This is a genomic window from Bradyrhizobium sp. McL0615, from assembly GCF_049993905.1.
In the GTDB taxonomy this organism is placed as follows: domain Bacteria; phylum Pseudomonadota; class Alphaproteobacteria; order Rhizobiales; family Xanthobacteraceae; genus Bradyrhizobium.
Genome location: NZ_CP188254.1, coordinates 6,696,726 through 6,709,244 on the forward strand (window position 1 = coordinate 6,696,726; position 12,519 = coordinate 6,709,244).

At 61.3% G+C, this 12,519-nt stretch carries 11 protein-coding genes; 10 read left to right on the forward strand and 1 reads right to left on the reverse strand.

The window, feature by feature from the left end:
- Positions 1–34 precede the first annotated feature (34 nt).
- The 6 genes from ACPPVP_RS32390 (at position 35) to ACPPVP_RS32415 (ending at position 7,119) form a co-directional block, all read left to right on the forward strand.
- Positions 35–856 carry an ABC transporter ATP-binding protein gene (locus ACPPVP_RS32390; protein WP_426527652.1) on the forward strand — a complete coding sequence of 274 codons (822 nt, stop codon included), beginning with the start codon at positions 35–37 and terminating at the stop codon, positions 854–856.
- Positions 853–2,784 carry a long-chain fatty acid--CoA ligase gene (locus ACPPVP_RS32395; protein ID WP_426527653.1) on the forward strand — a complete coding sequence of 644 codons (1,932 nt, stop codon included), beginning with the start codon at positions 853–855 and terminating at the stop codon, positions 2,782–2,784. The genes ACPPVP_RS32390 and ACPPVP_RS32395 overlap by 4 nt, the downstream gene beginning before the upstream one ends.
- Positions 2,781–3,674, forward strand: a complete 894-nt coding sequence (locus tag ACPPVP_RS32400; RefSeq protein ID WP_426527654.1) for a branched-chain amino acid ABC transporter permease — start codon at positions 2,781–2,783, stop codon at positions 3,672–3,674. Before ACPPVP_RS32395 ends, ACPPVP_RS32400 begins: the two co-directional genes overlap by 4 nt.
- 6 nt (positions 3,675–3,680) lie before the next feature.
- Positions 3,681–4,754, forward strand: a complete 1,074-nt coding sequence (locus ACPPVP_RS32405) for a branched-chain amino acid ABC transporter permease (protein WP_426527655.1) — start codon at positions 3,681–3,683, stop codon at positions 4,752–4,754.
- A gap of 55 nt (positions 4,755–4,809) precedes the next feature.
- Positions 4,810–6,090, forward strand: coding sequence for an ABC transporter substrate-binding protein (locus ACPPVP_RS32410; RefSeq protein ID WP_426527656.1), 1,281 nt, complete (start codon positions 4,810–4,812; stop codon positions 6,088–6,090).
- Positions 6,091–6,282: 192 nt separating this feature from the next.
- Entirely contained in the window at positions 6,283–7,119 is an 837-nt protein-coding gene (locus ACPPVP_RS32415; RefSeq protein WP_426527657.1) for an ABC transporter ATP-binding protein, read from the forward strand.
- 40 nt (positions 7,120–7,159) lie between these two features.
- Here the strand turns inward: ACPPVP_RS32415 and ACPPVP_RS32420 are convergent, their stop codons facing one another.
- The gene (locus ACPPVP_RS32420; RefSeq protein WP_426527658.1) at positions 7,160–8,320 is read right to left on the reverse strand and encodes an AGE family epimerase/isomerase; all 1,161 of its coding nucleotides are present in this window, start codon (positions 8,318–8,320) and stop codon (positions 7,160–7,162) included.
- Between the two features lie 89 nt (positions 8,321–8,409).
- Here ACPPVP_RS32420 and ACPPVP_RS32425 point away from each other — a divergent pair, with 89 nt between their 5' ends.
- The 4 genes from ACPPVP_RS32425 (at position 8,410) to ACPPVP_RS32440 (ending at position 12,446) form a co-directional block, all read left to right on the forward strand.
- Complete coding sequence (locus tag ACPPVP_RS32425) at positions 8,410–9,633, forward strand: phenylacetate--CoA ligase family protein (RefSeq protein ID WP_426527659.1); 1,224 nt, start codon at positions 8,410–8,412, stop codon at positions 9,631–9,633.
- A gap of 746 nt (positions 9,634–10,379) precedes the next feature.
- Positions 10,380–10,715: a DUF5681 domain-containing protein gene (locus ACPPVP_RS32430; RefSeq protein ID WP_426527660.1), complete on the forward strand. Its 336-nt coding sequence runs from the start codon at positions 10,380–10,382 to the stop codon at positions 10,713–10,715.
- A 301-nt stretch (positions 10,716–11,016) separates the two neighbouring features.
- The gene (locus ACPPVP_RS32435; RefSeq protein WP_426527661.1) at positions 11,017–12,225 is read left to right on the forward strand and encodes a ParB N-terminal domain-containing protein; all 1,209 of its coding nucleotides are present in this window, start codon (positions 11,017–11,019) and stop codon (positions 12,223–12,225) included.
- A complete protein-coding gene (locus ACPPVP_RS32440; RefSeq protein WP_426527662.1) occupies positions 12,213–12,446 on the forward strand; it encodes a DNA methyltransferase in 234 nt (77 codons plus the stop codon). Before ACPPVP_RS32435 ends, ACPPVP_RS32440 begins: the two co-directional genes overlap by 13 nt.
- Positions 12,447–12,519: the final 73 nt, after the last annotated feature.

The following is a 12,519-nucleotide window of genomic DNA, read 5'->3' on the forward strand; positions in this document are numbered from 1 at the left end:
AGCGCGGCCCAAGCGCCATACCCGGAGGGAATGAGTGGCTTACACGTTGGAAGTGCGCGGGGTTTCGCTGCGCTTCGGTGGCGTCCGCGCGCTGACCGAGGTCTCCTTCGGCGTGAACGAGGGCGAATTGTTCTCGATCATCGGCCCGAACGGCGCCGGCAAGACCTCAATCGTCAATTGCATTTCCGGCCGTTACAAGCCGACCGAAGGCCAGTTGCTCTACCGAGGCAAGGACATCACCGGCCTCAAGCCGAACGCGCGGCCTTCGCTCGGCATCGGCCGCACCTTCCAGAACCTGGCGCTGTTCCATCATATGAGCGTGCTCGACAACATCATGGTCGGGCGGCACCATTTGCTGAAGAACAATTTCATCACGGGCTCCCTGTACTGGCTGACCGGCGCGCGGCGCGAGGAACTCGAACACCGCCGCAAGGTGGAGGAGATCATCGACTTCCTCGACCTGCAGTCGGTGCGCAAGGCGACCGCCGGCACGCTGCCTTACGGCTTGCGCAAGCGTGTCGAGCTCGCCCGCGCGATGGCGCTGGAGCCGCAGCTGATCCTGCTCGACGAGCCGATGGCCGGCATGAACTTCGAGGAAAAGGAGGACATGGCGCGCTACATCGTCGATCTCAACGAAGAGTTCGGCATGACCGTGATGATGATCGAGCATGACATGGGCGTGGTGATGGACATCTCCCACCGCGTCATGGTGCTGGATTTCGGCCGCAAGATCGCCGAGGGCGATCCGGCGTCCGTGCTCGCCGATCCCCATGTGAAGCGTGCCTATCTCGGTGAAGAGGATGAGGCCCTCGTCGACCCCGACGACAAGCCCGCGGCTCCGGAGTGCGCGGCATGATGGATTACGCCGGACGCGTCGCCCAGGCAGATACGTTTCCAAAGCTGTTGCGCCTCAATGCGAAAGAGCACGGCGGCGAGATCGCGTTGCGCGAAAAGGACCTCGGGCTGTGGCGCGTCTTCACCTGGAACGACTACCAGACCCGCGTGCATGATTTCGCGCTCGGTTTGATCGAACTGGGTCTTGGACGCGGCGACGTCATCGGCATCATCGGCGACAACCGCCCGGACTGGGTGGCCGCCGAAATCGCAACGCATGCCGTGGGCGCCATGAGCCTTGGCCTTTACCGCGACGTGCTGGACGAGGAAGCGGCGTATTTGCTCAGCTACGGCGACGCCAAACTGGTGTTCGCCGAAGACGAGGAGCAGGTCGACAAGCTGCTGGCGCTGGCCGATCGCGCGCCGAACCTCAAGCACATCATCTATTCCGATCCGCGCGGCATGCGGAAATATGACGATCCCCGGCTGCTGGAAGCCGAAAAGCTCGCCACGATGGGGCGCGACCGCGCCGCACGCGAGCCCGGCCTTTACGACCGGCTGGTCGATGCGACCGGCGGTGAGGACGTCGCGATCCTCTGCACCACCTCAGGCACCACGGCCAATCCGAAGCTGGCAATGCTGGCGGCCGGGCGCGTGCTGAAACATTGCGCGGCCTATCTGGCGTTCGACCCGAAGGGGCCGGACGACGAATATGTCTCGGTGCTGCCGTTGCCCTGGATCATGGAACAAGTCTACGCGCTCGGCAAAGGGCTGGTCTGCCGGATGAAGGTCAACTTCGTCGAAGAGCCCGAAACCATGATGCACGATTTCCGCGAGATCGCGCCAACCTTCGTGCTGTTCGCGCCGCGGCTTTGGGAATCGATCGCCGCCGATGTACGCGCCAACGTGATGGACTCCTCCCCGCTCAAGCAAAAGCTCTTCGACGTCGGCATGAAGGCCGGGCTTTCAGCGCTCGCCCAAGGCAAGCGGTCGGTGTTTGCCGACCAGCTGCTGTTCCGGGCGCTGCGCGACCGCCTGGGCTTCACGCGACTGCGCTCGGCCGCGACCGGCGGCGCCGCGCTCGGGCCGGATACCTTCAAGTTCTTCCGGGCGATGGGCGTGCCGCTCCGCACGCTCTACGGCCAGACCGAAATGCTCGGCGCCTACACGCTGCACCCTTTCGGCAAGGTCGATCCGGATACGACGGGCGTGCCGATGGCGGCCGATATCGAGGTTCGCGTCGACAATCCCGATGTCAACGGCGTCGGCGAAATCGTGGTGCGCCACCCCAACATGTTCCTTGGCTACTACAAGAACCCGGAAGCCTCGGTTGCCGATGTCAAGGACGGCTGGATGCATTCCGGCGACGCCGGCTATTTCAACGACGACACGCAGCTCGTGATCATCGACCGTATCAAGGATCTCGCCGAGACCTCGCGCGGCGAACGCTTCTCACCGCAATATCTGGAAAACAAACTGAAGTTCTCACCCTATATCGCCGAAGCAGTCGTACTCGGCGCCGGCCGCGACACGCTGGCGGCGATGATCTGCATCCGCTTCTCGATCATCTCCAAATGGGCGGAAAAGAAGCGCATCTCGTTTACGACCTACACTGACCTCTCCTCGCGCCCCGAAGTCTATGAACTGCTGCGCAAGGAGGTCGAGAGCGTCAATGCCACGCTGCCGCCGGCGCAACGCATTTCGCGCTTCCTGCTGCTCTACAAGGAACTCGACGCCGACGACGGCGAACTGACCCGCACAAGAAAGGTCCGCCGCAGCGTCATCAACGAAAAATACGCCGACATCATCGACGCGATCTATGGCGGCAAGCGCGATATTCCGGTCGACACCGTGATCCGCTTCCAGGACGGCACCACCCAGCGCATCCGCACCACCCTCCGCGTGGTCGATCTCGGCGGGCCTGTGCCAATGGCGGAGGCCGCCGAATGAACACCCAGCTCCTGATCCAGCTTCTGGTCAACGGTCTCGTGGTCGGCACGCTCTATGGCGTGGTCGCGATGTCGTTCGTGCTGATCTACAAGGCGACGCAGGTGGTGAACTTCGCGCAGGGCGAACTGCTGCTGGTCGGCGCCTGGGTGTGCTGGTGGCTGCTCACCAAATATCAGGTGCCGTTCTATCTGGGCATGCCGATCACGCTGGTCTTCATGTTCCTGTTCGGTATCGCGATCCAGATCGTGATCCTGCGCCCGATGATCGGCGAGCCGATCATATCCGTGATCATGGTGACGATCGCGCTGTCGACGGTGTTTTCGGCGCTGATGAAGTGGATGTTCGGCGTCAACCTCCAGCCGTTCCCGCGCATCTTCCAGACCCAGAACATCAATATCCTCGGACTACAGGTGCAGACCGTCTATCTGATGAGTCTCGCGGTCTCGGTGGCGATGATGATCGGAATGGCGTGGTTCTTCCGCATGTCCAAATACGGTCTCGCCATGCGCGCGACCGCGTTCAACCAGCAGGTGGCGCAGTCGCTCGGCATTTCAGTGAAAAGCGTATTCGCGATGGCCTGGGCGATTTCGGCAACCGTCTCCGCCGTCGCGGGCGTGGTGGTCGCCGTCGTCAATGGCGTCTCGGCCGGGCTGTCAGCGTACGGCGTCAAGGTGTTTCCGGCGGCGATCTTGGGGGGCCTCGACAGCGTCGGCGGCGCGGTGCTGGGCGGCATCATCATCGGGCTGCTGGAAAACCTCGCGCATTTTCTCGACAGCGAATACCTGCACTGGGGCAATCTGTACGAGGTCGCACCGTTCTATGCGCTCATCATTATTCTGATGATCAAGCCATACGGCCTGTTCGGCACCAAAGACATCGAGCGGGTGTAAACCATCATGGCAGGCCAGACCCTCATTCCATCAGGCGATTTCCGCACCAGCTATGCGGCGGATACCACCGTGTTTCCGACCACCACCAGCCGCAACGCCTTGATCGCGGGCATCGTGCTGATCTGCTTTGCGCCGCATATCCTGAACGAATACAGCCTCAGCCTGCTGATCCAGATCGGCATCTTCGGGATTGCCGCCCTGGGGCTGAACATCGTCGTCGGCTACACCGGCCAGATCTCGATCGGCCACGCCGCCTTCTTCGGCTTCGGCGCCTTTACGTCGGCCTATCTGTCGAACCGGTTCGGCATTCCCGTTTTCTTCTGCATCCCGCTCGCCGGCATCGTGACGGCCGCCGTCGGCCTGATCTTCGGCCTGCCCGCCGCGCGGCTGAAGGGGCTCTATCTCGCGATCGCGACACTGGCGGCGCAGTACATCCTGCTCGACTTCTTCGCCCGCGCGGAATGGTTCACCGGCGGCAGCGTTCCGGCCAGCGCCGAGGCATTTTCGATTTTCGGCTATTCATTACGCGGCGACAGAAAATACTTTTACGTCGTGCTGGCCTACGTCGTCGTCTGCTATCTGCTGGTGACGAACCTGATCCGGTCGCGCGACGGCCGCGCGCTGATCGCGGTGCGTGACCATTATCTCTCAGCCGAGATCATGGGCATCAACCTGACGAAGTACCGGACGCTGTCATTTGGGCTTGCGGCCTTCTTTGCCGGCGTCGGTGGCGCGCTCTACGCGCACTACAATCAGGTGGTCTCCAACGAAGGTTTCGGCATCGACCGCTCGATCATCTTCCTGGCGATGATCATTATCGGCGGGCTTGGCTCCATCATGGGCACGCTGATGGGGACCGCCTTCATGGTGATCCTGCCGGAGTCCATGGAATGGCTCAGCGTCGCGTTGCGCGGCAGCCCGATCGACCAGTTCCTGGGATTGAAGAACAACATCGCCTTCCTGCGCGAGATGGCGATCGGCCTGATCATCATCGTCTTCCTGGTGTTCGAGCCGGACGGACTCGCGCATCGCTGGCGGCAAATCAAAGCATACTGGAAACTCTACCCGTTCTCGCATTGAGGTCGGAACGGGACGCACAACGAAGACCTCGAGAAGTAACCGGAGGATTATGTCCATGACGATGAAGACATTGCTAAGCACCGCTTCGCTTGCCCTGTTGCTGGCAAGTGCTGCGACGACGTCGCAGGCCCAGGTGAAACTGGGACATCTGGCCGACTATTCGGGTGCCACGTCGGACGTCGGAACGCCGTTTGGACAAGGCGTCGCGGACGCCTACGCCTGGATCAACAAAAACGGCGGCATCGACGGCAAGAAGGTCGACGTCGATACGGTCGACTACGGCTACCAGGTGCCGCGCGCAATCGCCCAGTACAAAAAGTGGTCGGGTGCCGACAAGGTTGCTGCCATTCTTGGCTGGGGTACGGCTGACACCGAAGCGCTCACGGGCTTCCTCGCCGAGGACAAGATCCCCGATATCTCGGGCTCCTACGCGGCGGCGCTGTCCGACCCGACCGGCGCCGGCGGCAAGGCCAAGCCCGCGCCGTACAACTTCTTCTACGGCCCAAGCTACTCCGATGCGGTTCGCGGCATGCTGACCTGGGCTGCCGAGGACTGGAAGGCCAAGGGCAAGCCCGGCAAGCCGAAGTTCGTCCATATGGGCGCCAACCACCCCTATCCGAACGCGCCGAAGGCGGCCGGTGAAGCCATCGCCACCGAACTCGGCTTCGAAACCCTGCCGCCGATCGTGTTCGCCTTGACGCCCGGCGACTACAGCGCGCAGTGCCTGACCCTGAAGAGCTCCGGCGCCAATTACGCTTATCTGGGCAACACCGCCGGCTCAAACATCTCCGTGCTCAACGCCTGCAAGGCGGCCGGCGTCGACGTCCAGTTCCTCGGCAACGTCTGGGGCATGGACGAGAACGCCGCCAAGGCGGCAGGTGCGGCCGCTGACGGCGTGGTGTTCCCGCTGCGCACCGCGGTAGCCTGGGGCGGCAACGCACCCGGCATGAAGACAGTGATGGAAATCTCCAAGATGTCGGACGCGGCCGGTACCGCCTACCGCCCGGTGCACTACGTCGCCGGCGTCTGCACCGCGCTCTACATGAAGGAAGCCGTTGAATGGGCTGCCAAGAACGGCGGCGCCACCGGCGAGAACGTCAAGAAGGGCTTCTACCAGAAGAAGGATTGGGTGCCGGCCGGCATGGACGGCGTCTGCAATCCCTCCACCTGGACCGACAAGGATCACCGCGGCACGCTCAAGGTCGATCTTTATCGCATGAAGGTAGCCGGCGCGACCGACGCCCCGCTCAACGATCTCGTCAAGAACGGCGCGATCAAGCTGGAGAAGGTGAAGACCATGGACCTGCCGCGCAAGCCCGAGTGGCTCGGCTGGTAACACCGGAAGAAGCGTCTGTAGGCGCCCCCACGCTCAACTGTCATCCCCCGCGAAAGCGGGGGATCCAGTACGCCGCAGCATCTCGGTCGATGGCAGGCGCCTCTGGAATACTGGATCACCCGCCTTTGCGGGTGATGACGGCGGTGGATGGAGCGGAAGTCCCGCTCCTCCAACAAGCCAGGATCATGAACCATGACTGAAGCAACTCAAATCGATCGTCCCGCGGCGACGAAAGCCGCGGTCCCGCTGCTCAGCGTCCGCAACATCGAGGTGGTCTACGACAAGGTCATCCTGGTGCTGCGCGGGTTGAGCCTTGAGGTGCCCAAGGGTGCGATCGTGGCGTTGCTCGGCGCCAACGGCGCCGGCAAGTCGACGACGCTGAAGGCGGTTTCGGGCCTGCTCAAGACCGAGGACGGCGAAGTGATCCGCGGCGAAATCGTCTTCGACGGCACGCGCATCGACGGCATCGACCCCGACAAGATCGTTCGCCGCGGCATTTTTCAGGTGATGGAAGGCCGCCGCATCATTTCCGACATGACGTCGATCGAAAACCTCAAGCTCGGCGCCTTCACCCGCACCGACAATGAGATCGGCGACGACATCGACATGGTGTTCAAATATTTCCCTCGGCTGAAGGAGCGCACCGGGCTCGCCGGCTATCTCTCCGGCGGCGAGCAGCAGATGCTGGCGATCGGCCGCGCGCTGATGGCGCGACCCAAGATGATCCTGATGGACGAGCCGTCGATGGGCCTGTCGCCGCTGCTGGTGAAGGAAGTGTTCGCCATCATCAAGGAGATCAACCGCGACCTCGGCGTCACCATTTTGCTGGTGGAGCAGAATGCGCGCGCGGCGCTCTCGGTCGCGAGCCACGGTTACATCATGGAACAGGGCAAGGTGGTGCTCGACGGCTCGGCCTCCGAATTGCGCGACAACGAGGACGTCAAGGAGTTCTACCTCGGCGGCGCCGGCGACCAACGCAAGAGCTTCAAGAACCTGAAGAGCTTCAAGCGGCGAAAGCGGTGGCTGTGAGGCTCGCGTGAAGAGAACGCGTCAAAACAAAAGCCGCCACTTAGCCGATCACCTGCTCCGCTTCCGCGACCGCGCAAAGCACATGGTAGAACGAAGACGCAGGGATGGTGGCGACCAGCGAATTGCCGTCGCGATCGAACTGGTCATACCAGCCGCCCGCGACGGGATGGCTGAGATAATGCCGCTCAAGTCGCGACAGCGCCGCGCGCGCTTCATCGGCAGCCCCCGCCTCGCCCGCTTCGGCCTGCGCGATCCACGCCTTGGCGATCTCCGTCTGCGGCCACAGGCGCCGCGTGTGCCGTCTGATGTCGCCGTTGGCGTTGCCCTCATCCACAAGGCAGCCCGTCGCCTCGTCGCGATAGCGCAGCGCCGACGCCAGCAATTCGCCGCGGTAGCGTCCTGTCGGGCAGCCGGTGATGCGCTCAAAGCCCTTCAGCAGCCAGGCCCATTCCGCCTGATGCCCGGGCTCGACACTGACGGGCTCGATCTTCGAAAAATCCTCCTCAAAGTACTCTCCCAGCACCTGCCGCTGCTTGTCGTAGAGGTTGGCCAGAAACAGGCTGAAGAAATTCCCGGCCCTGTTCTGGAACACCAAATCGTGCGTCGCATCGAACGCCGCGATCATCGCTTCGAACAGATGCATCTGCGGATTCTGCCGCCGCGGCAGCGACACCGGCAATCCTTCATGGACCCCGCCGTGCGGCGAACGCAATTGCGTATCGACGAAATGGCACAGCGCGTCGATCTCGGTGCGGATTTGCGCGTCACGATCGAGCCCGTAGACGGTTGCAAGGGCGAGCAGGACAAAGGCGTGATCGTAAGAATCGCGCAGCGGATCCAGCACCGTGCCGTCAGGCTTCAGCGTGTGGACGAAGCCAGGTTTGCCGTCCGGGGCTTTCGCCTTCGCCAGCAAGTGCTCCAGTCCCTTCAGCGCGATCGCGCGGCCCTCGGGATACCAGCCCATTTGCGCCGCCTTGGCGTAACAATAGATCTGCCGCGCCTGCACGAACACCCGGCGCGGCGCCAAACGGTCCGCGCGGGCGTCTACATCGAGCCGATCGATAAAGCCTCCCGCTACGTCGTCCCAGCCTTCGGTCGACCACAGCGGCAGGCAATCGTCGATCATGCGAAGCCTCAGCCTCGCGACGATATCGGCCGAATCCGGCGCATCTGCCGCCGCAGCGGTATCTCTTTCAGCCATTGCGTTCCCTGGAACATCAACACCGGTAGAAGCCGTCTGATAGCACGTCAGAGGCGGCACGCAATCGGCGTAAATCTAAGGCATCAGCCATGACCGAACACTACGACGCCCTCGAAACGCGCGAGCCTGCCCAACGCGAGGCGGAGCTGTTTTCCCGGCTTCCGGACGTCCTGCGAAAGGCGTTGGCTGCGCCCGCCTATGCCGAGCGCCTCAATGGCATCGACCCCGCTTCTGTGACCAGCCGCGCCGCGCTGGCGCGCCTGCCGGTGCTGCGCAAGTCGGAACTCCCTGCCCTGCACAAGGCCGCGCCGCCATTCGGCGGCTTCGTGGCCGGGCCCTTGGGGTCGTTCGGTCGGCTGTTCACCTCCCCGGGCCCGATTTTCGAGCCCGAGCCCGTTCACGCCGACCCCTGGCGCGGCGCGCGCGCGCTGTTCGCGGCCGGCTTTCGGCCCGGCGACGTGGTGCTCAATACCTTCAGCTACCATCTGACGCCCGGCGGCTTCATTTTCGACGCCTCGGCGCGGGCGCTGGGCTGCGCCGTGATTCCAGCCGGCCCCGGCAATACCGAGCAGCAGTTCGAACTGATCGAGGCCTATCGCCCGGTCGGCTATAGCGGCACGCCGGATTTCCTCAAGATCCTGCTCGACGCCGCCGCAAGCGCCAGCCGCGACGTCTCCTCGATCAAGCGCGCGCTGGTATCCGGCGCGGCGTTCCCGAAATCGCTGCAGGACGAGGTGAAGTCGCGCGGCATCGATGCCTATCAGGCGTTCGGCACCGCCGACCTCGGCCTCGTCGCCTTCGAGACACCGGCGCGCGACGGCATGGTCGTCAACGAGGATCTGATCATGGAAATCGTGCGTCCCGGCACCGGCGATCCCGTGGCGCCCGGCGACGTCGGCGAAATCGTCGTCACCTCACTCGACCCGCAGCATCCCTGGATCCGCCTCGCGCTCGGAGACCTCACGGCGGTGTTGCCGGGCGCGAGCCCGTGCGGGCGCACCAATATGCGCATCAAGGGCTGGATGGGCCGCGCCGACCAGACCACCAAGGTCAAAGGCATGTTCGTCCGCCCCGAGCAGATCGCCGAGATCGGCAAGCGCCATCCTGGACTCGGACGATTGCGCCTCGTGGTGACGCGGTCCGGCGAGAGCGATCTGATGACGCTGAAGGCGGAAACGGCCTCACCCGGCGACGCCCTTCGCGACGAACTCGCCGCGAGCCTGCGCGCAGTGACCAAACTTGGCGGCAACGTCGATCTGGTCAGCACAGGTTCTCTGCCGAATGATGGCAAGGCGATATCCGACGAGCGCTGACTATCTCCCAAATAGGTTTGGTTCTGCAAGTGATGACAATTCCCTGGTAACAAGGATTGTCGGAGCAAACAGTCGCGCTCGTTCACCCGTTAGCCTGTAGAATCTAGCATTTCCGCAGCAGCCCGGGCCTTCGATGCGCAGTTGCCCGGCATACGAAGCAGGGAATTTCACAGGGAAATCCGAGCTTGAAGCAGTGAATTTCTCTTCCTCTTGCAAGGATACGAAGAATGCGTTGAGGGAATTATTTTTTGTCTGAAGCTTGTCTGGATATCTGCAATGGCGTCTTTCAGACATGAATCTGTCTGAAACTGTGCCTCCCTCGGAGGCTTTTGTCTGAAGACATGTCTGGAAGGTCCCACTATGTCTGAACCGACACTACCGGGGAGCGTTCCCGGAGGAAGACGACGAGGTTCGCTGAAACGAGCGGCCCCTTGGACGGCCATGCTCTCACTCGTGTCGCCCAAAATCAAAATCTAGTTGATCGGAACGGCTCGATACGCTATACATCGCCGAGCAGCAGAAGCGTGTGGGGTAGAGCAAGACCTCCGTTCTGTAGGTATCGCGGCCGAGCAGCGTCTCACTGTCCGTCGATTCACCGAGCTAGACTTTACATCAACCAAGGAAGGTTACCGACCGGGTGCAGCCAGGAAACTGGTTGATCGCGGTCGTGCGACCGTATCCGGAGGTAAAGCTTTAATTTCGACCATAGCGGCACATGCTTGAGGGGGCATAGAGGGGGCATAGACATGAACACTGACATCTATGAAGAGGCGGCGGTGGGTTACGGCAAGCCACCAAAGCATTCGCAGTTCAAACCTGGCCAGTCAGGAAATCCGAGCGGACGTAAACGGAAAGAAAAGAAGTTTTTTGATCCTAATCCTGTGCGGGAAATCTTACTTGAGGAAATCGAAATAACGATCAGAGGCAAAAAACGAAAGATGACGAAGGCTAAGGCGCTGGCTCTTAAATATGTGGGAATGGCGATGAGCGGAGACTACAAGGCGGCGGCGCTAGTTTTGCGGCATAGCGGGGGGTTGGATGTTCTGCAGTTGTGGGATGAAAAGCGCGCGAGCCCGAAATGAAATTCATGCGCAGTGAGTTTAATCGCTAGTTGAAAATTTTTTTCATATAGGTGCTGTTGACGAGAGTAGTGGGTCTTGAGTATCGGTGCGCGTACGGAGGCTTTCAATTTTACGCTTCCATCAGCGTCAAAGGTTTCTGGGCCGGTAGATCCCAGACCTGATCGCGACGAGCGAACGTTGGCTGCATCTACATCTTATCACCAAGGAGGGTGTGTGAAGTGACGAAGTCGGAGCAACCCGGCTGTCGGTCCATCATGCGCTAAGCCTCGGACCGGCAGCCCCACACACGGAGGGCAATCATATGCCAGTCAAGTTTGGTGCTAAGCCTGCAATCCATTCTAAACCGATAATCCACGTTGATGATTTGGACGACCTGGACGTCGACAACCAGCGTCCAAGTCCTTCGCACGGCCGCTTCCGGTCTGATCCTCGCATTAAGGCTGAATGCGTTGAGGTCGTCTCGATCAAGGACCTCAAGCCGAATTCGAAAAATGCCAAGCAACACCCGGAACGACAGATCTCCTTGCTAGAGGAGAACATTAACGAGTTCGGTTTCACAAATCCGCTAATTGTTGATGAAAACAATACAATCCTTGCCGGTCACGCTCGCTGGGAGGCCGCCAAACGGCTTGAGCTCGAGTACTTGCCGGTTGTCCGGCTTACGCATCTTAGTCCGGCGCAAAAACGCGCAGCGGCCATAGCGGACAACAAGCTTGCGGAACTTGGAGCTTGGGATTTCGAAATCCTGGGCGAGGAATTCGAATTCTTGACAGATCCTGACTCCGACATATGCTTCGATTACCGCATCACCGGTTTCGACACGCCTGAGATCGACGATATTCTCGATGACAAGTCGGACACGGACCGCAACGATCCGGAAGACGACATTGCGCCCCCGGTTTCCACGCCGCCGGTCACGCTACCGGGCGACCTGTGGGACGCTGGGCAGCACAAATTGATTTGTGCTGATGCAACCGTCTCCGAAGCCTATGAGCGGTTGATGCAGGGCGAGCGCGCGCAGATCAGTTTCAACGATTTCCCCTTCAACGCCCCCAACGAAGGTCGTGTGACCAAGCGCAAGGGCGCGCGCGAGTTCGCCATGGGAAACGCTGAGATGTCGAAGGAAGAGTACACGAATTTCCTTGCCAAGTTGTGCAAGAACATTGTGGCCAACATCGCAAGCGGCGCGATCGCCTATTTCTGCACGGACTGGCGTCACATGTCGGAATTGATGGCCGCTGCCGACCCGTTGTTTCACGCGTTCAAGAACTTGATCGTTTGGACCAAACCCAACGCGGGAATGGGAAGCTTTTATAGATCACAGCACGAACTAATCTTCGTCTTCGCCGTGCCGGGCAAGCCCATCAACAACATCGGCCCCGGCGCCAAAGGTTGCCACCGAAGCAACGTCTGGAATTATGCCGGTCTGTCCAGCTTCTGGCGCGGCCGGGACAAGACCTTGGCTATGCATCCGACGGTCAAGCCGGTCGCGATGTGGTGGACGCGTTGAAGGACTGTTCAAACCGCGGTGACATCGTATTGGACGTCTGCGCTGGATCCGGCACCACCATGATCGCCGCGGAGAAAACCGGCCGCCGCGCGCGTCTGATCGAGATCGATCCCGGTTACTGCGATGTCATCATAAGGCGTTGGCAAACCCTGACGGGCAACGTCGTCCGGCTCAAAGAGACCAACGAGACGTTCGAGCAGGTTGCCACAAGGCGAGTATAAAGGGGATGACAGAACGAAGCAGCTGAATACGCTTCCCGGCCACAACGTTCGATCCGATAAAACCGGCGCACCC